Annotated in this window: 21 protein-coding genes; 14 read left to right on the forward strand and 7 right to left on the reverse strand. The window is 71.0% G+C overall.

Going from position 1 to position 22,383, the window contains the following annotated elements; all coding sequences use genetic code 11:
• Positions 1–256: 256 nt before the first annotated feature.
• From LCHO_RS21885 to LCHO_RS01965, 3 genes are all read right to left on the reverse strand, one after another.
• Positions 257–2,629 carry a putative bifunctional diguanylate cyclase/phosphodiesterase gene (locus LCHO_RS21885; protein WP_012345425.1) on the reverse strand — a complete coding sequence of 791 codons (2,373 nt, stop codon included), beginning with the start codon at positions 2,627–2,629 and terminating at the stop codon, positions 257–259.
• Between the two features lie 154 nt (positions 2,630–2,783).
• Positions 2,784–3,542, reverse strand: coding sequence for a class II glutamine amidotransferase (locus LCHO_RS01960; RefSeq protein ID WP_012345426.1), 759 nt, complete (start codon positions 3,540–3,542; stop codon positions 2,784–2,786).
• Positions 3,543–3,564: 22 nt separating this feature from the next.
• On the reverse strand, positions 3,565–4,842 hold the full coding sequence (locus LCHO_RS01965; protein WP_012345427.1) for an NAD(P)/FAD-dependent oxidoreductase: 1,278 nt from the start codon (positions 4,840–4,842) through the stop codon (positions 3,565–3,567).
• Between the two features lie 165 nt (positions 4,843–5,007).
• Here LCHO_RS01965 and LCHO_RS01970 point away from each other — a divergent pair, with 165 nt between their 5' ends.
• The gene (locus tag LCHO_RS01970) at positions 5,008–7,314 is read left to right on the forward strand and encodes a patatin-like phospholipase family protein (protein ID WP_190274831.1); all 2,307 of its coding nucleotides are present in this window, start codon (positions 5,008–5,010) and stop codon (positions 7,312–7,314) included.
• Between the two features lie 16 nt (positions 7,315–7,330).
• Here LCHO_RS01970 and LCHO_RS01975 read toward each other — a convergent pair whose 3' ends face one another.
• Together LCHO_RS01975 and yihA are read right to left on the reverse strand one after the other, a co-directional pair.
• Positions 7,331–8,401, reverse strand: a complete 1,071-nt coding sequence (locus LCHO_RS01975; RefSeq protein WP_223210491.1) for a LacI family DNA-binding transcriptional regulator — start codon at positions 8,399–8,401, stop codon at positions 7,331–7,333.
• 23 nt (positions 8,402–8,424) lie between these two features.
• Entirely contained in the window at positions 8,425–9,222 is a 798-nt protein-coding gene (yihA, locus tag LCHO_RS01980; protein ID WP_012345430.1) for a ribosome biogenesis GTP-binding protein YihA/YsxC, read from the reverse strand.
• Positions 9,223–9,272: 50 nt separating this feature from the next.
• Here yihA and LCHO_RS01985 point away from each other — a divergent pair, with 50 nt between their 5' ends.
• The 5 genes from LCHO_RS01985 (at position 9,273) to LCHO_RS02005 (ending at position 12,925) form a co-directional block, all read left to right on the forward strand.
• The gene (locus LCHO_RS01985; RefSeq protein WP_012345431.1) at positions 9,273–9,902 is read left to right on the forward strand and encodes a c-type cytochrome; all 630 of its coding nucleotides are present in this window, start codon (positions 9,273–9,275) and stop codon (positions 9,900–9,902) included.
• A gap of 115 nt (positions 9,903–10,017) precedes the next feature.
• Positions 10,018–10,407, forward strand: coding sequence for a hypothetical protein (locus tag LCHO_RS23590; protein ID WP_012345432.1), 390 nt, complete (start codon positions 10,018–10,020; stop codon positions 10,405–10,407).
• Between the two features lie 90 nt (positions 10,408–10,497).
• Positions 10,498–11,502: a protein-methionine-sulfoxide reductase catalytic subunit MsrP gene (msrP, locus tag LCHO_RS01995; protein WP_012345433.1), complete on the forward strand. Its 1,005-nt coding sequence runs from the start codon at positions 10,498–10,500 to the stop codon at positions 11,500–11,502.
• A 1-nt stretch (position 11,503) separates the two neighbouring features.
• Positions 11,504–12,229, forward strand: a complete 726-nt coding sequence (locus LCHO_RS02000) for a protein-methionine-sulfoxide reductase heme-binding subunit MsrQ (RefSeq protein WP_012345434.1) — start codon at positions 11,504–11,506, stop codon at positions 12,227–12,229.
• Between the two features lie 66 nt (positions 12,230–12,295).
• The gene (locus LCHO_RS02005; protein ID WP_012345435.1) at positions 12,296–12,925 is read left to right on the forward strand and encodes a YitT family protein; all 630 of its coding nucleotides are present in this window, start codon (positions 12,296–12,298) and stop codon (positions 12,923–12,925) included.
• Positions 12,926–12,931: 6 nt separating this feature from the next.
• Here LCHO_RS02005 and LCHO_RS02010 read toward each other — a convergent pair whose 3' ends face one another.
• Positions 12,932–13,696 carry a tetratricopeptide repeat protein gene (locus LCHO_RS02010; protein ID WP_012345436.1) on the reverse strand — a complete coding sequence of 255 codons (765 nt, stop codon included), beginning with the start codon at positions 13,694–13,696 and terminating at the stop codon, positions 12,932–12,934.
• Between the two features lie 134 nt (positions 13,697–13,830).
• Between LCHO_RS02010 and lipB the strand changes: the two genes are divergently transcribed.
• The 3 genes from lipB to LCHO_RS02025 all read left to right on the forward strand — a co-directional run bounded on the left by lipB (position 13,831) and on the right by LCHO_RS02025 (position 16,579).
• Entirely contained in the window at positions 13,831–14,499 is a 669-nt protein-coding gene (gene lipB, locus LCHO_RS02015; protein WP_012345437.1) for a lipoyl(octanoyl) transferase LipB, read from the forward strand.
• Positions 14,500–14,573: 74 nt separating this feature from the next.
• Positions 14,574–15,569: a lipoyl synthase gene (gene lipA / locus LCHO_RS02020; RefSeq protein ID WP_012345438.1), complete on the forward strand. Its 996-nt coding sequence runs from the start codon at positions 14,574–14,576 to the stop codon at positions 15,567–15,569.
• Positions 15,570–15,667: 98 nt separating this feature from the next.
• Positions 15,668–16,579, forward strand: a complete 912-nt coding sequence (locus LCHO_RS02025; protein WP_043703727.1) for a FecR family protein — start codon at positions 15,668–15,670, stop codon at positions 16,577–16,579.
• On the opposite strand, the gene LCHO_RS02030 is transcribed toward LCHO_RS02025, so the two are convergent.
• Positions 16,571–17,488 (reverse strand): LysR substrate-binding domain-containing protein, encoded by a 918-nt coding sequence (locus LCHO_RS02030; protein ID WP_012345440.1) that lies wholly within the window; start codon positions 17,486–17,488, stop codon positions 16,571–16,573. The two genes, LCHO_RS02025 and LCHO_RS02030, sit on opposite strands and share 9 nt — an antisense overlap.
• A gap of 204 nt (positions 17,489–17,692) precedes the next feature.
• On the opposite strand from LCHO_RS02030, the gene LCHO_RS02035 reads away from it, so the two are divergent.
• From LCHO_RS02035 to LCHO_RS02055, 5 genes are all read left to right on the forward strand, one after another.
• Positions 17,693–18,442, forward strand: coding sequence for an SDR family NAD(P)-dependent oxidoreductase (locus LCHO_RS02035; RefSeq protein WP_012345441.1), 750 nt, complete (start codon positions 17,693–17,695; stop codon positions 18,440–18,442).
• 152 nt (positions 18,443–18,594) lie between these two features.
• Entirely contained in the window at positions 18,595–19,587 is a 993-nt protein-coding gene (locus LCHO_RS02040) for a TRAP transporter substrate-binding protein (protein ID WP_012345442.1), read from the forward strand.
• Positions 19,588–19,666: 79 nt separating this feature from the next.
• On the forward strand, positions 19,667–20,197 hold the full coding sequence (locus LCHO_RS02045; protein ID WP_012345443.1) for a TRAP transporter small permease: 531 nt from the start codon (positions 19,667–19,669) through the stop codon (positions 20,195–20,197).
• A 15-nt stretch (positions 20,198–20,212) separates the two neighbouring features.
• Positions 20,213–21,472 carry a TRAP transporter large permease gene (locus tag LCHO_RS02050; RefSeq protein ID WP_012345444.1) on the forward strand — a complete coding sequence of 420 codons (1,260 nt, stop codon included), beginning with the start codon at positions 20,213–20,215 and terminating at the stop codon, positions 21,470–21,472.
• 18 nt (positions 21,473–21,490) lie between these two features.
• Entirely contained in the window at positions 21,491–22,375 is an 885-nt protein-coding gene (locus tag LCHO_RS02055) for a sugar phosphate isomerase/epimerase family protein (RefSeq protein WP_012345445.1), read from the forward strand.
• Positions 22,376–22,383: the final 8 nt, after the last annotated feature.

Genomic DNA, 22,383 nt, shown 5'->3' on the forward strand with positions numbered 1-22,383 from the left:
CATCTGTGCGCTGGCCTGGGGATCGTCCAGATTCTCGGAGCCGGCGAAGGCGCTCAACGCAAAGACCAGTGCCGCAGCCGCCGCCCAATCGGTCCAACGAAATTTTTTCATCCTGCTTCCCCGCACGGTGTGCTTTCGGCCCGGAATTGCCGACCCGAAGTGAAAAATGCAGCAACCGTGCCAGCCACAAGATGTGTACGGGATCACGCCCTGGTGGTGCTCGGGAATTGGTTTTTAGCAAGACTGACGTGTCGTGTCAGGCGGCGTGACGGAAATGGTCAGTCTGGCTCGACGGGGCGGATTCGGTGACGACCGGGAGCTCGGCAGGCGCATGCGCGGCCTCGAACAAGGCGCGTGCCTGGGGCCGGCCGTAGAGCCAGCCCTGCGCCAGCTGGCAACCCATCTCGCGCAGGACCTGTACCTGCTCGTGGGTCTCGACCCCTTCGGCGACCAGCTCGAGCTGCAGGCTGTGGCCCATCGCCACGATGGCGCGCACCAGGCTGGCGCGGGCGGGGTGGGTGGCGACTTCGTTGACGAAGGAACGGTCGATCTTCAGCGTGCTGATCGGGAACCGCGTCAGGTAGCCGAGCGCCGAATAGCCGGTGCCGAAGTCGTCGATCGCCAGCGTGAAGCCGAGCCGGCTCAGCTCGGCGAGGATCTCGCTGACCTGGCCGCGGGTGTCGATCAGCAGGCTTTCGGTGATCTCCAGTTCGATCCACTCCGGCCGACAGCCGGTCTCGTGCATCACGGCGCGCACCATCGCCACGAAGTGCGGCGACCAGAACTGGCGCGGCGACAGGTTGACGGCGATCTTGAGTGCCTCCTGGCCGCGCGCGCGGCGGGTGCGGTTCCAGTGGGTGGCGGCGGTGCAGGCGGTGCGCAGCACCCATTCGCCGATCGGGATGATCAGGCCGGTGTCTTCGGCCACCGGGATGAAGCGGTCCGGCGGCACCATGCCGCGCTCGGCGTGGTGCCAGCGCAGCAGGGCCTCGGCACCGACCACCCGGTCGGTGCGCATGTCGACCTTGGGCTGGTAGTGCAGCTCGAGTTCGCCGCGTTCGATCGCGCGCCGCAGGTCGCCTTCGAGCAGCACCCGCTCGCGGGCGCGCTCGCTCTGCTGGGCGGCGTAGAACTGGTAGCCGGCGCGGCCGAGGCCCTTGGCGTCGAACATCGCCACGTCGGCGCAGCGCAGCAGCGCCTCGGTGTCGTCGGCGTCCTGCGGACTGACGGCGATGCCGATGCTGGCCGACACGTAGACCTCCACGCCCGCCACCGAGAACGGCCGTGTCAGGGTGTCGATCAGCGCCTGGGCCTGCTGGGCCGCGGCGGCGCTGCTGGCGATGGCCGGCAGGATGATCGCGAACTCGTCGCCACCGAGCCGCGCCAGCGAGGCCGTGTCGCCCAGGACCCGCTGCAGCCGCTGCGCTGCCATGCCCAGCAGCAGATCGCCGGCGTGGTGGCCGAGGGTGTCGTTGATCGCCTTGAAGTGATCGAGGTCGAGCATCAGCAGCGCGCTGCGTTCGCCCTGCCTGAGCATGCCGGCCAGCGCCTGCATGAACCAGGCGCGGTTGCCCAGGCCGGTGAGCGGGTCGTTGAACGCCAGCTTCTGCAGTTCGCGCTGGGTCTGCTTGAGCTCGCTGGTGTCCTGCAGCGTCGACATCAGGCGCGTGACGCGGCCGTCGGCGCCGGTCTCGAGGTGCTGCACCACCATCAGGTCGCGCACGCCTGCGGGTGTCGACACCTGGGTCTCGTAGCGCAGCTGGCTCTGGGTCTGCTGCAGCGAGTTGCGGATCAGCAGCCGCACGCGTTCGCGGTCGGCGGGCACCACCAGCTCGACGATGTCGCGGTGTTCGAGGGCGCCGACGCCGTCGAGCCCGAGCATGCGCTGTGCGCCGGCCGACAGCTGTGCCTGCGCGGCGCCGGCGTCCCACACCAGGTGGCCGACATGGGCCATCTGCTCGGCCATTTCAAGGCGCTGCAGGGTGTCGCGCTGGGCCAGGCTGGCGCTGTGGCGGGCCCGGATCGCGCGTTGCATGCTGCGCGGCAGGCTGACCGTCACCGTCAGCATGAACGTGAACGAGCAGAACGCCAGGAAGTGCTGCGCGCCGCTGCTGCCCAGCGCCATGACGAGCGTGATCGGCAGCAGCGTGAGCACGCCGAACAGCGGCACCAGCAGCGGCAGCGTGCCCACCAGCGCGGCACTGCCGGCCACGATCACCAGCAGGCAGACCAGGATCAGGGCTTCGTCCTGCGCGGTCGGCACCGCCAGGCTCATCAGGCCCAGGCTGCCCCAGGTCAGACCCTGGGCGATCGTGAAGACCAGCGCCAGCTGCCGCCACCGCGCCAGGCTGTGGCGCTCGGCGCCGCCGTGCATGTAGTGCAGCGTGGTGGTCAGTCGGCCGACGATCAGCAGCTCGGCCGCCAGCAGCCAGCTGCGCAGCCAGAGCGCCGGCAGGGCGTCCTGCAGCGCCAGCACGACCAGCAGCGCGCCGATCGCGCCGCCCAGCAGCGCGGCGGGCGACTGGCGATAGAACAGGTCGACCATCTGCGCCGAGACATCGCCGCGCGGTTGGGCGGCCTGCGGCGTGGCAGCGGTGTCCAGGTTGGCGGGATCGGTTCGGCTCGACAAGGCAGGGTTCCTGGCAGATCGGGCCTGCGGAGGTGCATGCCCAATCTGCAAGATCGGCCGTTCGAGTGCCCAACGTGAGCCCGCCGCAGGGCGGTATCCGTGACGGTTCGCACGAACGGGCGCAGCTGCGCGCGTCGGCACCGCCGCGTGGCGGCTAGAGCGCCGCGCGCTGGCCGTCGACGAAGACCGCCAGCTCGCCTGGCGTCAGGGCGATCCAGTCCTCGTTGCGCGTCAGCGGCTCGGTGACGATCAGCGCGACCCGGTCGGTCGGCGTGGTCTGGGTGGCGAAGTCGACTGTCAGATCGTCGTCCTGCAGGTGGGCGCTGGCGAACGGGTGGCGGCGCAGCACGTAATGCAGGCGCGTCGAGCAATGCGCCCACAGCGCCTCGCCGTTGCCGAGCAGGAAGTTGAAGGTGCCGTGGCGCGCCACCTGCGGCACCAGCTCGGCCAGCGTCTCGCTCAGGTGCGCCACGCTCGGCAGGCTGGCGTGGTTCTTGGCCAGCTCCTGCAGCAGCCAGCAGAAGGCGCGTTCGCTGTCGGTCTGGCCGACCGGGTGGTAGGCGGCGTGCAGCTTGGGCTTGAAGTCGGTGAGGTTGCCGTTGTGCGCGAACACCCAGTAGCGCCCCCACAGCTCGCGCTGGAACGGGTGGGTGTTCTCGAGCGCCACGCCGCCCTGCGTCGCCTTGCGGATGTGCGCCAGGATGTGGCGGCTGCGGATCGGGTAGTTGCGCACCATCTGCGCCACCGGCGACTCGGTCGCGCTGTGGTGATCGACGAACAGCCGCGCGCCGGCCCCTTCGAAGAAGGCGATGCCGAAGCCGTCCTTGTGCTCGACCGCACGCTGCGAGAAGCCCGTGAAGCTGAAGACCAGGTCGGTCGGCGTGTTGGCGTTGAGGCCGAGAAGTTGACACATGGTGCGCGCCCGGATCCAGGCTTCAGACGGTGAAGAGTTTCAGCATGCCACGCAGCGAGATCAGGGTGCCGGGGTTGCTGGTCTCGTTGAGCAGGCCGCTCATGCGCTGGCGCATGCCCGGGCTGCGCCGGGCGCGCCAGATCACCAGGTCGGCCAGCCACGGGTAGCGGTTGATGTGGTTGGCCCGCGCATAGAGCGAAAAACGCGGTTTCAGGGTCGCCAGGCGGGCGTCGTAGTCGGCCAGCGTCTGCGCATCGGCCGGTGCCGCCGCCGAGCCCTGCGCGCGCCCGGCCAGCAGCGCCTCGGCCGCCATCAGGCCGGTCTCGAGCGCCTTGCCGATGCCTTCGCCGGTGAAGTCGTAGGTCGAGCCGATCGCCTCGCCGGTGGCCAGCAGGCCGGGCCGGCCGGTCCGCGCGCCCGCCAGCGTGCAGCGCAGCGGTGCGCCCTTGAGCTCGCTGACCCACTCGCCGCCCTGCATCAGCGCCTGCGCCGGGGCGTGGACGCGCGTGAAGGCGTCGAACATGTCGCGCAGATTGGCGGCGTCGGTGCTGGCGTCGCGCTTGAAGAACGAGCCCACGCCGATGTTGTAGACGTCGCCGCCGCACGGGAAGATCCAGCCGTAGCCGGGGCTCAGCGCCCGGTGCCAGACCACGTCCATCGTGGTCTGCCGTCCGGCCAGCGCCGGGTTGCGCACATGCGCGCGCAACGCCACGCCGCTGGGCGCACGGCGCTCGCACAGGCCGGCGCCGAGCATCGCCGGCATCGCCGCGCCGGTGGCCAGCACGACCCAGCCGGCGCGCAGTTCGTGGATCGTGTCGGCGCCGGCCTGGCGCAGCCGCGCACCGCGCACCCGGCCGCCGTCTTCGATCAGACCCTCGAACTTCACCGGTGTGTGCAGCCGCGCGCCGCCGGCCTGGGCGTGGCGCACCAGCAGGTGGTCGAGGATGCGCCGCGGCAGCACCGCCAGCCGGCCGGCGACGTCGACCTGACCCCCACGCGGCGCGACGCAGCGCACATGGCCGATCGGCTGCGCCTGCGCCATCACCGCGTCGAGCACGCCCAGCCGCGCCAGCGCGGCGTGGGCATCGGGGATCAGGCCGTCGCCGCAGACCTTGTCGCGCGGGAAATCGTGCTGATCGACCAGCACCACGTCGACCCCGGCACGCGCCAGCCAGGTGGCGCAGGCGCTGCCGGCCGGGCCGGCGCCGACCACCAGCACCTCGCAGTCCGCGGGCAACGGCGCGCGTGGCAGGGCGCGGCGCGCCAGGTCGGGGTCGGGCAGGGGCGGGTCGTGAGGCATCGGGCGGGTCGGAGGTCGCAGCAAGGCCGGTGGCCCCAGGTGCGGCGGGCGGTGGGTCGGGCCGATTTTAGAGAGCCGTGCGGACGGCAGAATCGGCGTATGAACGGGCCCTGTTTGCTGCCGAATCCCTGCGCCACGCGTCCCGTCCTTCACCGGCTCGCTGCGGTGCTGCTCGTGCTCGGGTTGTGCGGCCCGGCGCGGGCGGAGCCGGCGCCCACCGAGCCGGCCCCGACCGCGCCATCGCCGCGCCTGAAGACCTGCGGCACGGCGCAGCAGCCGCGGCCCTGCGTCGGCCTGGTGCTGTCGGGCGGCGGCGCACGCGGCCTGGCGCATGTGGGCGTGCTGAAGGTGCTCGAGCGCGAGCGCATCCCGGTCGACCTGATCGCCGGCACCTCGATGGGCGCCATCATCGGCGGCCTGTTCGCCAGCGGCATGGGCGCGGCCGAACTCGAGCGCGAGCTGCTCGCGCTCGACTGGGAGGCGCTGTTCGCCAGCCGGGTGCCGCGCGAGACGCTCAGCCAGCGCCGCAAGGAAGAAGACTTCGAGATCTCGCCCGCGGTCGAGATCGGCCTGGCGCGCGACGGCAGCCCGATGCTGCCGCTGGGCTCGGTGTCGAGCCGCGGCCTCGAGCTGCTGCTGCGCCGCTACACGCTGCCGGTGCGCACGGCGCCGCATTTCGACGCCCTGCCGATCCCGTTCCGCGCTGTCGCCACCGACATGGAGAGCGGCGCGCCGGTGGTGTTCGAGCGCGGCGACCTGGCGCAGGCGCTGCGCGCGAGCATGTCGGTGCCGGCGGTGTTCCCGCCCACCGACGTCGACGCCCGCGTGCTCGGCGACGGCGGCCTGGTCGACAACCTGCCGGTCGACGTGGTGCGGGCGCTGGGCGCGCAGGTGGTGATCGCCGTCAACATCGGCACCCCGCTGGCCGCGCGCGACACGCTGGGCACGGTGCTCGGCCTGACGGCGCAGATGATCAACATCCTGACCGAGCAGAACGTGCAGCGCTCGATCGCCGGGCTCGATGCCGAGCGCGACCTGCTGATCGCACCCGAACTCGGCAAGATCACGGCCGCCGACTTCGGCCGCGTGCGCGAGCTGATCACGCTCGGCGAAAGCGGCGCCCAGGCGCTGCAGCCGCGGCTGCAGGCGCTGGCGCTGCCCGCGCCCGAATGGGCGGCACACCAGGCCGCGCGCCGGCGCGAGTGGCCGCAGACGGCGCCGATCACCAGCGTGCGTTTCGAGGGCGCCGACATCACCTCGCCGCAGCGCCTGGCCGGCGCGCTGGCCAGCCAGCCCGGCCAGCCGTTCGACATCGACCGCGCCGAAGCCGACACCCGCGCGCTGGCGGCCTCGGGCGACTACCTGCACGCCGACTACGGGCTCGAGGACCTGCCGGCCGGCACCGGGCTGGTGTTCCGGCTCGAAGAGAAACCGTGGGGCCCGCACTACTTCCGGCTCGGTCTCGACGTGGCGAGCGACTTTGTCGGCCGCGGCGAGTTCAACCTCAAGCTCAGCCACAACCGCCACTGGCTCAACGAGGCCGGCGGCGAGTGGCGCAACCGGCTGCAGATCGGCTCGGTGCCGCGCTGGCACACCGAGTGGTATCAGCCGGCGGGCCTGCTGCTGGCCGATGGCGGCGACACCTTCGTCTCGGTGCACAGCGATGTCGAGCGGCGCCGCATCAACGTCTACGCGCCGCTGGCGCCGAGCGCCGACGCCGCCGGTGCGCCGCTGCTCGGCCGCTTTGCGCGCGCGCACTGGCGCGCCGGCATCGACCTCGGCCGCCCGCTCGGCTCGTGGGGCGAGTGGCGGCTGGGCGTGGTGCGCCAGGCCCAGCATTTTTCGCCCGAGATCGTGGCCGGCGGCAGCAGCGTGTCGGCGCTCGAGTCGAGCCGGGCGCAGGAGTGGGCGCTGCGCGGCGCGCTGCTGCTCGACCAGCTCGACCACGTCAGCTTTCCGCGCCGCGGCTGGCGCGTGCGGCTGGTCGGCGAGGTCGGCCGGCGCTGGGTGGCGGAGTCGGTGCTGGCCGGCGGCACCGAGTCCTTCCATCGCCTGGAGGCCGACGCCAACACCGTCACCAGCGCGGGCCCGCACACGCTCGACGCCAGCCTGCGCCTGCGCCATGCGCACCAGGGCCTGATCCAGGGCCTGGGCTACTACACGCTGGGCGGTTTCCACAACCTGTCGGGCTACCAGGCCGAGCAGCTGTCGGGCAACGAGGTGCTGCTGGGCCGGCTGACCTACACCGTGCGGCTGAACCAGCGGCCGGTCCTGACCCGCGGCTTCTTTGCCGGTGCCTCGCTCGAGGCCGGCAACGCCTGGGCGCGCAGCAGCGAGGTCGATCTGGGCCGCCTGCGCGGTGGCGGCAGCGTGTTCCTGGGCGCCGACACCGGCCTCGGGCCGCTCTATTTCGGCCTGACCTGGGCGCCGCGCGGCAGCGCCGGGCTGTACCTGCAGCTCGGCCGTCCGTGAGCGGCATGCGCCGACGTCAGCGCAAGGAGCTTTGCCGCACCACCAGCTCGACCGGCAGCGTGCGCGGGGGCGTCGGCTGGCCGGCGACACCGTCGAACAGCGCCTGCACGATCTCGATGCCGGCGGCGGCGATCGGCTGGCGCACGGTGGTCAGCGGCGGGTCGGCGTGGCTGGCCCACTCGATGTCGTCGTAGCCGACCACCAGCACCTGCTGCGGCACCGCGCGCCCGTACAGCCGCAGCAGTTGCATGCTGCTGATGGCGAGCACGTCGCTGCAGGCGAAGATGGCGTCGAACGCGATGCCGCTCTCGATCAGGCGGGTGAGCGCGGCGCGCGCCTGGCCGGTCTCGAACGGCACGTTCAGCTGCAGCGCCGGGTCGGGTGCGATGCCGGCCTCGGCCAGCGCCTGGTGGTAGCCGGCCAGCCGCTGCGCGACCTCGGGCAGGGACGGGTCGCCCATGAAGACGATGCGCCGGCCGCCGCGTTCGATCAGGTGGCGGGTGGCCAGCTGGCCGCCGGCGAGGTTGTCGCCGCCGACGCTGCAATAGACCTGCTGCGGCAGCTGCGCGCCCCACACCACCAGCGGCGCACCGCGCTGCGCCAGCGCGTTGAGCTGGGCGTGGTGGCGCCACTGGCCGATCAGCACGGTGCCGATCACCGCGCCCGATTCGTACAGCTGGCTGGCGGCGGCCAGGTAGCCGGAGTCGACCCGCGACAGCAGCAGGTCGAAGCCGCGGTCGGTCAGCGCATCGGCCAGGCTGCCGAGCATGGCCAGGAAAAACGGATCGGTGATGTGCTGACGGCTCTGCTCGTCGTACGGGATCACCACCGCGACGGTGCGGTTCTGCTTGGTGCGCAGGTTCTTGGCGCCGATGTTGACGGTGTAGTTCAGCGAGCGGGCCAGTTCGCCGATGCGCTGGCGCGTCGCCAGGCTGACCTCGGGGCTGCCGTTGAGCGCGCGCGAGACGGTGGCCACCGAAACCCCCGCCAGCCGCGCCAGGTCGGCCATCTGCGGGCGGACACGTTCGCCGGTGTCGGCCGGTGATGCGGCTGGCGGCGTGGTGGGGGCGGATCGGCGGGTCGGCATCGAGCGGCGCTGCGGCGGGTCGGTCAGGCGGCGGGTTCGGCCGGGTCGGCCGGGATGACGACGTCATCCGGCGTCTCGAAGCGTTCGGCCCGCAGGGCTGCGCTCGCGGCCAGCAGGCCGCCCTCGATCGGCGCGGCCGACGCGTCGCGCCAGTCGTGCAGGGTCTGCGCCACGTCCTCGACACCCTGGCGCTTGAGCGCGGAGAACAGCGTCACCGACAGATCCGACTGGTCGGTCGACAGGTCGGCCAGGAAATCCTGCGCCGAACGCAGCGCCGCGCTGGCCTCCTTGCGGTTGAGCTTGTCGGCCTTGGTCAGCAGCACCAGCAGCTTGACCTCGCCGGTCACCACGCGCGGGCCGACGAATTCGAGCAGCTGGCGGTCGAGCGCGGTGAAGCCGTGGCGCGAGTCGATCATCTGCACCACGCCCGCGAGGTTGCGGCGCATCTTCAGGTAGTCGGCCATCACGGCCTGCCAGCGCAGCTTGGCGGCACGCTCGACCGCCGCGTAGCCGTAGCCGGGCAGGTCGGCCCAGAGCGCGCTGGGCGCGTCCTTGGGGCCGAGCTCGAACAGGTTGATGTGCTGGGTGCGGCCCGGCTTCTTGGACGCGAAGGCGAGCTGGCGTTGCTGTGCCAGCGTGTTGATCGCGGTCGACTTGCCGGCGTTGGAGCGGCCGACGAAGGCGATCTCGGGCAGATCGTGCGCCGGCAGCTGGTCGAGGCGGCTCGCCGTGGTCAGGAAACGCGCCGTGTGAGCCCAGGAAAGGGCGGCGCGCGTGGCGTCCGCGCCACCTTGGGTGGGAGCTGGGTTGGGGGTCATCATCCGGCATTGTAAAATCCTTCGGTTTAACGTCCACCCAGCCCCGCCCACCCATGAAATCGCCTGCCCAGAAGCTCCTTGCCCTGCTCGCTGCTGTCACGCTGGCCACCCCGCTGTGGGCGGCCGATGCGGCACCCGCCGCCAAGGTGGATCCCGCCAAGGGAGAAGCCCTCTCGGCCCAGGTGTGCGGCGCCTGCCACACCGCCGACGGTTCGCGCGGCACGCCCGCCAACCCGATCCTGCAGGGCCAGCACCCTGAATACCTGGTCAAGCAGCTGTCCGAATTCAAGGCCGGCAAGCGCGACAGTGCCGTCATGAAGGGCTTCGCCTCGATGCTGAGCGACGCCGACATGAAGAACGTCGCCGCCTTCTACGCCGGCAAGCAGGCCAAGCCGGGCGCTGCCAAGGACAAGGACCTGGTCGTGCTGGGTGAAAAGATCTACCGCGGGGGCATTGCCGATCGCAGCATCCCGGCCTGCTCGGGCTGCCACAGCCCGACCGGCGCCGGCATCCCCGCGCAGTACCCGCGCCTGGCCGGCCAGCACAGCGACTACACCGAGCTGCAGCTCAAGGGCTTCCGCGACGGCGTGCGCAAGAACAACCTGCAGATGACCGGCGTGGCCGCCAAGCTCAACGATCGCGAGATCAAGGCCGTGTCCGACTACATCGCCGGCCTGCACTGATCCGCACGTCTGCCTGAACTGCCCCGAAAGGCCGGTCACTGACCGGCCTTTTTGCTGGTGCGCCCGTTTCAGTGCCGGCTCACGGCGCCGATATGCAGGACGAGAGGAAACCACCATGCCCCACGTTCTGCGCAGCCCCGACGGCCAGGTCGACAGCATCCACCGCCACGCCGTGCCCGGCAGCGAATTCCTGGGCGACGACGCGCCCGAGCTGCGCCAGCTGCTGGGCGACAGTGCCGGCGGCTCGGCCGACGCTGCGTTCGCCAGCCTCGATGCCGGGCTGATCCGGGTGCTCGAGGACCTGGTCGACGTGCTGGTGGCGCGCAACATCATCCGCATCACCGATCTGCCCGGCGAGGCGCAGCACAAGCTGTTCGCGCGCAAGAACTTCCGCGACCGGTTCCAGCGCAATTCCCTCGATCTGGGCGTGGCCGACCAGGGCATGGCCGGACTGCTGAGCTTTCCCGGCACGCCCGCCCGGCACACGGATTTCGATGCACTGTAAGAATCGGCGCTGCTGCCGCGACTGAGCGGGCAGACACCGTTTCGCGTCGGCCACCCAGCCCGGGTGGTGCGCGGGACGCGAGGAGCACGCATGTCGACACGCCGCCACAGCCACCCCGACGCCGGATTCATCCACCCGATCGCCAGCGAGATCACGCCCAGCGGCGTCTATGCGTCGCGCCGCGACCTGCTGCGCCTGGGCGGCCTCGGCGCGTTGGCCGGCCTCGGTCTGGGCCATGAAGCCTGGGCGCAGGCCGGTGCCGTGGCGCGGCCGGGCAAGCTCGCCGCGCTGGCGTCGGCTCGCAGCAGCGTGGCCGGTGCGCAGGTGATGGAAAAGATCACCGCCTACAACGATGCATCGACCTACAACAATTACTACGAGTTCGGCACCGACAAGGCCGACCCGGCCCGGAACGCGCACAAGCTGATCACCCGGCCGTGGACCGTCACGGTCGAGGGCGAGTGCCTCAAGCCCGGCGTGTTCGACATGGAGGCGCTGCTCAAGCTCGCGCCGATGGAAGAGCGCATCTACCGCATGCGCTGCGTCGAAGGCTGGTCGATGGTGCTGCCGTGGGTGGGCTGGTCGGTGGCCGAGCTGCTCAAGAAGGTCCAGCCCAAGGGCAACGCCAAGTACGTCGAGTTCGTGACGCTGGCCGACCCCAAGCAGATGCCCTTCGTCGGCTCGCGCGTGCTCGACTGGCCTTATATCGAAGGCCTGCGCCTCGACGAGGCCATGCATCCGCTCACGCTGATGGCCTTCGGCATGTACGGCGAGGTGCTGCCCAACCAGAACGGCGCGCCGCTGCGCCTGGTGGTGCCGTGGAAATACGGTTTCAAGGGCGCCAAGTCGATCGTCAGGATCCGCCTGGTCGAGAAGCAGCCGGCCACGGCGTGGGTCAAGGCCGGGCCGCAGGAATACGGTTTCTATTCGAACGTCAACCCCAACGTCGACCACCCGCGCTGGAGCCAGGCCACCGAGCGCCGCATCGGCGAGGACGGGCTGTTCGCCAAGAAGCGGCCGACGCTGATGTTCAACGGCTACGAGGCGCAGGTCGGCCAGCTCTACGCCGGCCTGGATCTCAAGAAGAACTACTGAGATGGACGCCGCCTCGATCGCCTCCCGCGGCGGTGCAGCGAATGCTGGGTCGGTGCAGGTTCGGCCGGCCGGGCTGGCCAGCCGCGCCCACACGCTGCTGCAGCGCGCGCTGCTCAAGCCCTGGGCCAAGCCGGTGATCCTGCTGCTGTGCCTGCTGCCGATCGCCGGCTGGGTCTGGGGCGGCGTCAACAACACGCTGGGCGCCAATCCGGCCGAGACCATCCTGCGTGGCACCGGCCTGTGGACGCTGCGCATGCTGTGCATCACGCTGGCCGTCACGCCGCTGCGCACCTGGGGCAAGCTGCCGGGGCTGGCGCGCATGCGCCGCCTGTTCGGGCTGACGGCGTTCTTCTACGGCGTGCTGCATTTCCTGTCCTACGCCTGGCTCGACATGGGCTTCGACCCGGCGGCGATCGTGCGCGACCTCGACAAGCGGCCGTTCGCGCTGGTCGGCTTTCTCGCGCTGCTGCTGATGCTGCCGCTGGCGCTGACCTCGTTCAACCGCGCGATCAAGGCCATGGGCGCGGCACGCTGGCAGCTGCTGCACAAGCTGGTCTGGCCGGTGATCGGGCTCGGGTTGCTGCACTTCCTGTGGATGCGCGCGTCCAAGCAGCGCTTCGACGAGGTGGCGCTCTACGCGGTGCTGGTGCTGCTGCTGATCGCGGCGCGCTGGCTGCGCAGCCGGATGACGCCCGCTGCCACACGACCGGCAACGACGCGACGCTGAAGCGCGGGTGCGCTATCTTGTCCTGCGACAAGGCCGTGCCCGGATGCGACGCCACAATCGGCCGCGATGAGCACCCCCGCACCCGCCGCAGCTTCCGCCGCTGTCACCCGTCACAGCCGTTTCGAAGACCTGCAGGCGCTGCTGTCGGGCACCTTGCTGATCGCGCTGGCGGTGCTGATGTACCGCCACGCCGGGCTGCTGTCGGGTGGCACGGCGGGGCTGGCCTTCCTCGGCCACTACGCCAGCGGCTGGCGTTTCGGCACCTTGTTCTTCCTGATCAACCTGCCGTTCTACTGGCTGGCCTGGCGGCAGATGGGCCGGGCGTTTTCGGTCAAGACCTTCCTGGCCGTGCTGCTGCTGTCGGCCGAGTCCGAAGTGCTGCCGCAACTGATCTCGTTCCGGACGCTCGAGCCGCTCTACGCCGCGGTGATGGGCGGGCTGCTGATGGGCACCGGCTTCCTGATCCTGTTCCGCCACCGCGCCAGCCTGGGCGGCGTGGGCATCCTGGCGCTCGCGCTGCAGGAGCGCCGTGGCTGGCGCGCCGGCCACGTGCAGATGGCGGTCGACGTGATGATCGTCGCGATGGCGCTGTGGCTGGTCGAGCCGCAGAAGGTGCTGATGTCGATCGCCGGCGCGGTGGCTCTGAACATGATTCTTGCGATCAACCACCGGCCCGGGCGCTACATCGCCCAATGAGGCCGATCACGGCGCCCCGGTCGCCGTGCTGAGCTGACGGTCCAGCTGATCGCGCTTGCCGCGTGCGGCGGGGTCGCCCAGGTGGGCGGCGACGTCGTACCAGTAGCGCGCCAGCCGCAGGTCGACCGCCACGCCCAGCCCCGTTTCGTACATCGACGCCACCAGGTATTGCGCGCCGACGTCGCCGGCGCGGGCGGCCTTGCGATACCAGTCGAGCGCCTGGCTTTCGTCGCGCGCGATGCCGCGGCCCAGGTAGTAGGCGGTGCCGACCGCCACCTGCGAATCGACATGGCCCGCGTCGGCCGCGCGGCGCAGCCAGGGCAGGGCGCCGGCCGGGTCGCGTCGTCCGAGCCGGCCGCTTTCGTGCAGTTCGGCGAGTGCCAGTTGCGAGCTGATGAAGCCGGCTGCGGCGGCCTGTTCGAGCAGGCCGCGGGCGGTCTCGACGCTGGCGGGCGTGACCTCGCCGCCCAGGTGCATCACCGCCAGGTTGTGCATCGCCGCCGGCAGGCCGGCGCGGGCGAGTTCGTCAAACGCACGGGCGGCCTTGTCAAAGTGGCCGGCGCGGTGTTCGATCACCGCGGCGATCAGCGCCGAGGCCGAGCCCGCCGCCCCGTTGCCGGCGCCGGGCGCCGCCAGCGTGGCCGCAGCCGGTGCCGCGATCGCCGCCTGGCTGCCCGCAAGCACCAGCAGCGCCAACGCTCGGCGGACACGGTGCGATCGCCGGTTCGGCTTCGATGCGCGGCGGGCGGGCGTGGCGTGATCGGGTTGCATGACCGGAAGATACGTGAACGTCGCGCCTCATGGAGAGCCTGTGTCGGCACCGGGGTCGGCCGGGGCATCGGCCGCTTTCGCCGTGCTGGCCGACAATCCCGCGTGGCGCTCCGCCCGAACCTGCAACCTTGCCCATGCTGATCCGCAACCTGGCCCGCGTGCCTTACGAGCCCACCTACGACGCGATGCGCGCCTTCACCGCCGCGCGCACGCCCGACAGCGCCGACGAACTCTGGCTGTGCGAGCACGATCCCGTCTACACCCAGGGCATCGCCGGCAAGGCCGAGCATGTGCTCGCGCCCGACGGCGTGCCGGTGGTCGCCACCAACCGCGGCGGCCAGGTCACGTACCACGGGCCGGGGCAGGTGGTGGCCTACCCGCTGGTCGATCTCAAGCGGCTGGGCATCTATGTCAAGGAGTACGTCTACCGGGTCGAAGAGGCCGTGATCCGCACGCTCGCCACCTGGCACGTCACCGGCCACCGCGTGAGCGGCGCGCCGGGTATCTACGTGCGGCTCGACGACCCGTTCGATCACCGCGCGCTGACCGGCCCGCACGATCCGCGCGACCCGTTCCGCGGCCTGGGCAAGGTGTCGGCGCTGGGCATCAAGATCGCCAACCACTGCACTTACCACGGCGTGGCGCTGAACGTGGCGATGGATCTCTCGCCCTATGCGCGCATCAACCCTTGCGGTTATGCAGGGCTGCAAACAGTCGATCTGGCTACACTCGGCGTCGCCGCCGAATGGCCCGACGCAGCGCAGCGCCTGGGTGATCGGCTCGCCGCGCTGCTCGCGCCCTGATCGATTTCCGGGCGTCCGGCGCCCCTTCAGTCCACGGCTTGCGCCCCGGCCCAGCCGCCCGCACGGATCGCCCCATGTCCACCGAAAACACCACCCGCCAGGCCGAGACCGGCGCTGCCTACGACGCCACCGCCAAGCAGAAGGCGCAGGCCAAGACGGCGCGCATCCCGATCAAGGTGGTGCCGGCCGAGACGCTGAAGAAGCCCGACTGGATCCGCGTCAAGGCTGGCTCGCCGACCACGCGCTTCTACGAGATCAAGAACATCCTGCGCGAGCACCAGCTGCACACCGTCTGCGAGGAAGCCAGCTGCCCGAACATCGGCGAATGCTTCGGCAAGGGCACCGCGACCTTCATGATCATGGGTGACAAGTGCACCCGCCGCTGCCCCTTCTGCGACGTCGGCCACGGCCGGCCCGATCCGCTCGACGTCAACGAGCCGGCCAATCTGGCCAAGACGATCGCGGCGCTGAAGCTCAAGTACGTCGTCATCACCTCGGTCGACCGCGACGACCTGCGCGACGGCGGCGCCGGCCATTACGTCGAGTGCATCCGCCAGACCCGCGCCGCCTCGCCCGAGACGCGCATCGAGGTGCTGGTGCCCGACTTCCGCGGCCGCATGGACCGCGCGCTCGAGATCCTCAAGACCGCGCCGCCCGACGTCATGAACCACAACATGGAAACCGTGCCGCGCCTCTACAAGGAAGCGCGTCCGGGCGCCGACTACCAGTTCAGCCTGACGCTGCTCAAGCGCTTCAAGGAAGAAGTGCCCGGCGTGCCGACCAAGAGCGGCCTGATGGTCGGCCTGGGCGAGACCGACGACGAGATCCTCGACGTCATGCGCGACATGCGCGCCCACGACATCGACATGCTGACGATCGGCCAGTACCTGGCGCCGTCCGGCCACCACCTGCCGGTGCGCCGCTACGTGCACCCGGACACCTTCAGGATGTTCGAGACCGAGGCCTACAAGATGGGCTTCACCCACGCCGCCGTCGGCGCGATGGTGCGCAGCAGCTACCACGCCGACCAGCAGGCGCACCAGGCGGGCGTGGACGGCGCGATCGGCTGATCCGGTCTCGGGGGTCGGGACTTTCGGCACCCCGAGCGGCATTGACTCGGCTCGGCGGCGGCGCAAAGATGCCGCCAGGTTCACCCTTGCGAGCTGCCGTGTCCACACGCCGCATCTGGTTGCAGGCCGCCGCGCTGGCCGCGGTGTCCGGGGCGGTGCCAGCCCGGGCGGCGCCCGCGGCGGGTTTGGCGATCGTCGGCATCCTCGAAGGCAGCGCCAGGCTGATCCGCCGGGCGCAGCGGTTTGCCGTGCTCGAAGGGCTGGCGCTGCAGGCCGAAGACATCGTCGAGACCGCGGCCGGCGGCTTTGCGCAGATCGAATTCGCCGACGGCCTGCTGATCGGCCTGGGCGATCGCAGCCGCCTGATGCTCGCGCCGCGCTGGACGCCTTCCGCGGCGCGCGACAAGCCGGCCCGCGCGCCGCTGCTCTACCTGCTCGACGGCTGGCTCAAGTTCAGCCAGGGCGGCGCGGCGCCGGCCGGGCCGGCCACGCGGGGCGACTGCCTGAGCCCGCGTCTCGCGTTGAACTGCAAGGACGCCACGGTGGTGTTGCAGCTCGAGGCGGCGCAGTCGGCCGCATTCGTCGAGACCGGCGCGTTGCGCCTGGCCGAGCGGGGCGGCGCGCGCGGCACGCTCGACGTGCCGGCCAACGGCTTCGTCGTCCTGCGCGCGACCGGCAAGCCCGAGCTGGCGCAGCGGCCGTCGGCGGACTTCCTGGCCGGCATGCCGCGGCCGTTCCGCGATCCGCTGCCCGCGCGTGCCGCGCGCTTCGCCGGGCGCGAGATCGTGCCCAAGCCGCTGGCCGAGGTCAGCTACGACGACGTCTCGGCGTGGCTGCAGGCCGAGCCGGCGCTGCGCCTGCCGCTGCTCAAGCGCTGGCGCGGGCGCGCCGCCGATCCGGCGTTCCGTCGCGCGGTGCAGGCCAACCTGGCGGCCCATCCCGAGTGGGAGCCGGTGGTCTATCCGGAACGTTTCCGGCCCAAGGACGGCGGCTCGGCCGGGTCACGCTGACGGCGGTACCTGCGCCGCCGCGCCGGGTGCGGCGCTCGCCTGATCCTTCAGCCACGCGTTGAAGGACTCCACCTCGGGCCGCTTGGCGTGGCGTGCCGGGTAGACCAGGAAGTGCGCCTGCACCCGCACCGCCCGGGCGGTGTCGAACAGCGGCGCCAGCCGGCCCTCGGCGATGTGCGCTTGGGCGATGGTGGCGCTCTCCAGCGCCACGCCCAGGCCCTGCACGGCGGCGTCGAGCGCGAGCTGGGCGCGGTCGAAGCGCAGCGCGAAGCGCTCCGGGCCCTGCGTCACGCCCTGCGTGGTGAGCCAGTCGGCCCACTGCACCACGCTGACGGTGCTCTGGATCAGCGGCGTGAGCAGCAGCTCGGCCGGCTCGCGCAGCCGGTGGCGGGCGATGAAGGCGGGGCTGGCGAGCGGCAGGATGGGCTCCTCGAAGATCGGCTGCACCACCAGGTCGGGCCACTGCGGCGTGCCGTAGCGCACGTCGAGATCGGCTTGGCCGAGCGCGAAATCGCTGTGCGTCGGCGAGGCCGACAGGAACAGCGAGATGCCCGGATGGGCCTGGGCGAAGTGCGCCAGCCGCGGCATCAGCCACAGGCTGGCGAAGCTCGGGCTGGCGTGCACGTACAGGCTGTTGCGCACGCCCTGGCGCACGTCGTCGGTGGCCGCGCCGATGGCACCCAGCGCGCCGGCGACGCGGCGCAGGTAGCCCTCGCCGGCGGCGCTGAGCTTGACGCCCTGCGCCGAGCGGTCGAACAGCCGCACGCCGAGAAACGACTCCAGCCGGGCGATCTGGTGGCTCACCGCCGAGGCGGTCAGGTTGAGCTCGCCGGCGGCCAGCGCGAAGCTGCGGCGGCGCGCCACGGCCTCGAAGGCCTGCAGGTTGGCGAGGGGCGGGATGTGGGCCATGGCGGGTGCTCGGGGGGTGTTCGGATGTTCGATCGGGCGGTGCCGGATCGGCGGGTCGGGCGCCAAGGGGGGATTCCCTTTGATGCGTCGCCACATGACAAACCATCAGCTGGCACTGAAATCTTATCGTTTGTCTTCATGTGGGTGGCCGCCAAGAATGCGCTCCATGCCGCCACTGGCGTTCATCCCACGGAGACACATCCCATGCTGCTGAAAGACAAAGTCGCCCTGATCACCGGCGGTGCCGGCCCCAACGGCCTCGGTTTCGCCACCGCCCGCATGATGGCCGAGCAGGGCGCGCGCATCGTCATCCTCGACCTGGCCCAGGCCGACCCGGCCGGCGCCGCCGCCCGCCTGGGCCCGCAGCACATCGGCGTGGTCGCCGACGTGACCGACAAGGCATCCTGCGAGCTGGCCGCCAGGACGGTGCTCGAAACCTGCGGCCGCATCGACGTGCTGGTCAACAACGCCGGCATCACCCAGCCGCGCAAGACCGTCGACATCACCGGCGCCGACTACGACGCCGTGCTGGACGTGAGCCTGCGCGGCACGCTCTACATGTCGCAGGCCGTGCTGCCGGCGATGCGCGCGCAGAAGGGCGGCGCGATCGTCTGCATCTCGTCGGTCTCGGCGCAGCGCGGCGGCGGCATCCTGGGCGGCCCGCACTACTCGGCGGCCAAGGCCGGCGTGCTGGGCCTGGCGCGGGCGATGGCGCGTGAATACGGCAACGACAACGTGCGCATCAACTGCGTCACGCCGGGCCTGATCGCCACCGACATCAACAAGGGCCTGATCCCGGCCGACCGCATGGTCGGCATCCTCGAGCAGATCCCGCTCAACCGCATCGGCGGCCCCGACGACGTCGCCGGCTGCGTGGTGTTCCTGGCCAGCGACCTGGCCAGGTACTGCACCGGCGTCACGCTCGACGTCAACGGCGGCATGCTGATCCACTGAGCCACTGACCCATTTCCGGAACGCTGCGCGTTTCGTTTTGCGCAACACGCCGCCGCCTGCGGCGCAGGGATGATGCGGCGCAGCCGCCGTCCCGCAGGCATCCGAATTCTCGAAGGCCGCGCCACGACGCGGCACCCCCACCGGAGACAGACATGCAACGCAGAAACCTCACCCTCGCCTCGATCGCCTTTGCCGTGCAGGCCCTGCTGGCCGTCGGCGCCGCGCAGGCGCAGGCCGTCAAGCTCTCGCTCGGCCACGGCGCCGCGCCGGGCAATCCGCGCCACGAGGCATCGGTCAAGTTCGCCGAGGTGGTCAAGGCCAAATCGGCCGGCCGCATCGAGGTGCAGGTGTCGCCGTCGGCGCAGCTGGGTGATGACGCGGCGATGGTCACCGCGCTGCGCACCGGCGCGATCGATTTCAGCGCCAACTCGCAGGGCGCGGTGGCCGGCGTGGTGCCGGAGTACGCGGCCTTCGGCATGCCGTTCCTGTTCGCCAACCTGCCGCAGGCCTGGAAGGTGCTCGACGGCCCGCTCGGCCAGGAGCTGGCACAGAAGTCGGCCGACAAGGGCCTGGTGGTGCTGGGCTACTGGGACAACGGCGTGCGCCACATGTCCAACAGCAAGCGCCCGCTGCTCAAGCCCGAAGACCTCAAGGGCCTGAAGATGCGCACCCCGCCCGACGCGGTGACGGTCGACATCATGCAGAGCCTGGGCGCCGAGGCGCAGCAGATCAAGTTCGCCGAGCTCTACGTGGCGCTGCAGCAGGGCGTGGTCGACGGCCAGGAGAACCCGCTGATGAACATCCACGCCAGCAAGCTCTACGAAGTGCAGAAGTTCATCTCGCTGACCGGCCACAAGTACGAGATGACGCCGTTCCTGATGAGCAAGCGCAGCTGGGACAAGCTCTCCGACGCCGACAAGAAGGCGGTGCAGGAAGCCGCCGCCGAAGCCACCGCGCTGCAGCGCAAGCTCTCGCAGGAAAGCGACGAGAAGCTGGTGGCCGACCTGAAGGCCAAGGGCGTGCGTGTCGACGTGGCCGACAAGGCCGCCTTCGAGAAGGCCACCGGCACGGTCGACGACAAGTGGATGGCCAGCCCGATCGGCCCCTTCGTCAAGAAGGTGATCACGACCGCCCGCGCCCAGTGAGCTCGCGCGGCCGGATCCGGCCGCGCCCATCCCGGCCGCCCCGCGCAGCCTGCGTGCGGGCGGCTTCAGGAGTGTCCCGATGAAATCCCTCGAACGCGCCATCACGCGGGTCTGCCAGTCGGTGATGTGGATCACCACGGCGGTGATCTTCGTGATCCTCGCCATCAACACCCTGCTGCGCTACAGCACCGGCGCCAGCCTGCAATGGGGCAACGAAGTGCCCGAGCTGCTGTTCCCGTGGCTGGTGATGGCCGGCGTGGTGCTGGGCGCCGTGCACGGCTCGCACATCACCACCAGTTTCCTGATGGACGCTGTGCCGGCGGCCCTGCGCCGCATCGTCGCGGTGCTCGGCTGGCTGGGCGTGGCGGGGCTCTACGCCACGCTGACCTGGGCCACCTGGAACATGCTCGACATCGTCGCCGACGAGAAGAGCCCGATCCTGCAGGTGCCCGGCTCGGTCACCTACGGCTGCGTGATGGGTGGCATGGCGATGCTCGCCGTGCTGGCGCTGGGCTCGGCCTGGACGGCCTGGCGCGGCGAGTCGAACGGGCTCGGCCACGGCCAGGGTCACGATGACGCCGCCGCCGCACCGCAAGTCAACATCGCCTGAACCCGGAGTCACGCCATGACCGCATTGATCCTGATGGTGTTCGGCATCGCGGCGGTGGCCGCCGTGCCGATCGCCCACGCCCTGCTGATGGCCGCGATGGCGGCCGCCGCCACCTCCGACCGGGTGCCGCTCGACCTGCTGGTGCAGCAGATGGTGGCGCAGGTGCAGAGCTTTCCGCTCATCGCCATCCCCTTCTTCATGCTGACCGGCACGCTGATGATGGGCGGCAAGCTGGGCGAGTCGCTGATCGGTGTGCTGACCACGCTGATCGGCCGCTTCCACGGCGGCCCCGGCCAGGTCGGCGTGCTGTCGTCGACCCTCTTCGGCGGCGTGTCGGGCTCGGCGGTGGCCGACGCCTCGGCGATCGGCTCGCTGCTGATCCCGTGGCAGAAGCGGCTCGGTTATCCGCCGGCGTTCTCGGCTGCCACGCTGGCGGCGGCGGCCACGATCGACATCCTGATCCCGCCGTCGATCCCGATGATCCTGTTCGCGCTCAGCAGCAACACTTCGATCGCCGCGCTGTTCGTGGCCGGCATCCTGCCCGGACTGGCGATGTGCGTGGGCTTCATGGCGGTGTGCTGGTGGGTCGGCAAGCGCCGCAACTTCCCGCGCGACGTCCGCACGCTCGACTGGCCGGTGTTTCGCAAGCAGCTGCTGTACGCCTCGCCCGCACTGGTGCTGCCGGTGCTGATCATCGTCTTCCTGCGCTTCGGCATCGCCACGCCCACCGAGGTCAGCGTGCTGTCGACGCTCTATGCCGGCGTGGTGTCGGCGGTGATCTACCGCGACCTGGGCATGAAGCGCCTGAACCACGCGGTGTTCGAGGCCGGCCTCGCCACCGGCGTGGTGCTGCTGGTGATCATGGCCTCTGCCGCGATCGGCTGGCTGCTGACCTACGACCACATGCCCGACGGCGTGGTCGCCTGGGCCACCGCCAACCTCGACAGCGCCTGGAGCGTGATCCTGCTGATGAACCTGCTGATGCTGGTCTGCGGCATGTTCATCGACCTGCCCGCCGCCGTGCTGCTGCTCACGCCCGTGTTCGTGCCGCTGGCCAACGCGATCGGCATGGACCTGACGCAGCTCGGCATCATGATGACCGTCAACCTCGCGATCGGCCTCTACACGCCGCCGGTCGGCACCACGCTGTTCATCACCAGCGCGGTGGCCCGCGTCAAGGTGGGCGAGACGGTGCGCGAGCTCGGGCCGTTCTACCTCGTCGCCTTCGGCATCCTGGCGCTGGTGTCCTACGTGCCCGCCACCATCCTGCGCTGAGTTTTCAGGGAACCCACCATGACCCATCTCCACGTGCCGGCCACGCCCGGCAGGGATCGCATCGTCTCGATCTCGGGCGCGCCGTACGACGGCTACCCGGCGCCGCACATGTTCGAGAGCCTGGCGCGGATCGGCGCCACGCACGTCGAGCCGGCCTACATCGTCGGCTACACCGAGCCGTTCGACGAGTCGTCGTTCACCGACGAGCGCGGCGCCGAATACGCCCGCTGGCTGGCCGACGCCGGCATCGGCTGCTTCGCGATGTCGTCGCACATCGACCTCGGCCGGCCCGACGCATTGGCCGTGTTCGCCGGGCGCATGCGCTTTGCGGCCCGCATCGGCGCCAAGGTGATCAACACCAACGCCACGGCGCGCGCCAACGAGGCGCGGTTCTTCCAGAACATCGAGCCGCTGGCCCGGCTGGCCGAACAGCTCGACCTGGTGATCGGCCTGGAGAACCCCGGCGACGGCTCCGACAACCTGCTCAACACCGCCGCCGACGCACAGGCCCTGCTGGCGCGCATCGGCCACCCGCGGGTCGGCCTGAACTACGACGCCGGCAACACCCTCTCGCACCGCCCGGCGGTGTCACCCGCCGACGATGCGCTGGCCGCCATGCCGCTGTGCCTGCACACCCACGTGAAGGACGTGCAGCGCCGCCCCGAAGGCTATTTCTTCACCGCGCTGGGCGAGGGCGAGATCGGCTGCGACCGCATCCTGCGGGCCATCGCCGCCACGCCTCTGAGTCTGTCGATCGAGATCCCGATGCGCCTGCATCGCGGCCCCGACGCCCAGCCCAGCCGCGCCGCCTGGCGTGTGCCGGTGGCCGACATCGAGGCGCGGCTGACGGCGGCGCTGGACTACGTTGGCCATCACCTGGCAGCGGCCCGGCAGGCGGCCTGACCGCCCGG

Source organism: Leptothrix cholodnii SP-6 (assembly GCF_000019785.1).
GTDB lineage: Bacteria > Pseudomonadota > Gammaproteobacteria > Burkholderiales > Burkholderiaceae_C > Sphaerotilus > Sphaerotilus cholodnii.

Coding starts and splice junctions, on each gene's coding strand:
- LCHO_RS01960 (WP_012345426.1), bottom strand. CDS start 3,542: ATGTGTCAACTTCTCGGCCTCAACGCCAACACGCCGACCGACCTGGTC.
- LCHO_RS01965 (WP_012345427.1), bottom strand. CDS start 4,842: ATGCCTCACGACCCGCCCCTGCCCGACCCCGACCTGGCGCGCCGCGCC.
- LCHO_RS01975 (WP_223210491.1), bottom strand. CDS start 8,401: ATGCCGACCCGCCGATCCGCCCCCACCACGCCGCCAGCCGCATCACCG.
- yihA (WP_012345430.1), bottom strand. CDS start 9,222: ATGATGACCCCCAACCCAGCTCCCACCCAAGGTGGCGCGGACGCCACG.
- LCHO_RS01985 (WP_012345431.1), top strand. CDS start 9,273: ATGAAATCGCCTGCCCAGAAGCTCCTTGCCCTGCTCGCTGCTGTCACG.
- LCHO_RS23590 (WP_012345432.1), top strand. CDS start 10,018: ATGCCCCACGTTCTGCGCAGCCCCGACGGCCAGGTCGACAGCATCCAC.
- msrP (WP_012345433.1), top strand. CDS start 10,498: ATGTCGACACGCCGCCACAGCCACCCCGACGCCGGATTCATCCACCCG.
- LCHO_RS02000 (WP_012345434.1), top strand. CDS start 11,504: ATGGACGCCGCCTCGATCGCCTCCCGCGGCGGTGCAGCGAATGCTGGG.
- LCHO_RS02005 (WP_012345435.1), top strand. CDS start 12,296: ATGAGCACCCCCGCACCCGCCGCAGCTTCCGCCGCTGTCACCCGTCAC.
- LCHO_RS02010 (WP_012345436.1), bottom strand. CDS start 13,696: ATGCAACCCGATCACGCCACGCCCGCCCGCCGCGCATCGAAGCCGAAC.
- lipB (WP_012345437.1), top strand. CDS start 13,831: ATGCTGATCCGCAACCTGGCCCGCGTGCCTTACGAGCCCACCTACGAC.
- lipA (WP_012345438.1), top strand. CDS start 14,574: ATGTCCACCGAAAACACCACCCGCCAGGCCGAGACCGGCGCTGCCTAC.
- LCHO_RS02030 (WP_012345440.1), bottom strand. CDS start 17,488: ATGGCCCACATCCCGCCCCTCGCCAACCTGCAGGCCTTCGAGGCCGTG.
- LCHO_RS02035 (WP_012345441.1), top strand. CDS start 17,693: ATGCTGCTGAAAGACAAAGTCGCCCTGATCACCGGCGGTGCCGGCCCC.
- LCHO_RS02040 (WP_012345442.1), top strand. CDS start 18,595: ATGCAACGCAGAAACCTCACCCTCGCCTCGATCGCCTTTGCCGTGCAG.
- LCHO_RS02045 (WP_012345443.1), top strand. CDS start 19,667: ATGAAATCCCTCGAACGCGCCATCACGCGGGTCTGCCAGTCGGTGATG.
- LCHO_RS02050 (WP_012345444.1), top strand. CDS start 20,213: ATGACCGCATTGATCCTGATGGTGTTCGGCATCGCGGCGGTGGCCGCC.
- LCHO_RS02055 (WP_012345445.1), top strand. CDS start 21,491: ATGACCCATCTCCACGTGCCGGCCACGCCCGGCAGGGATCGCATCGTC.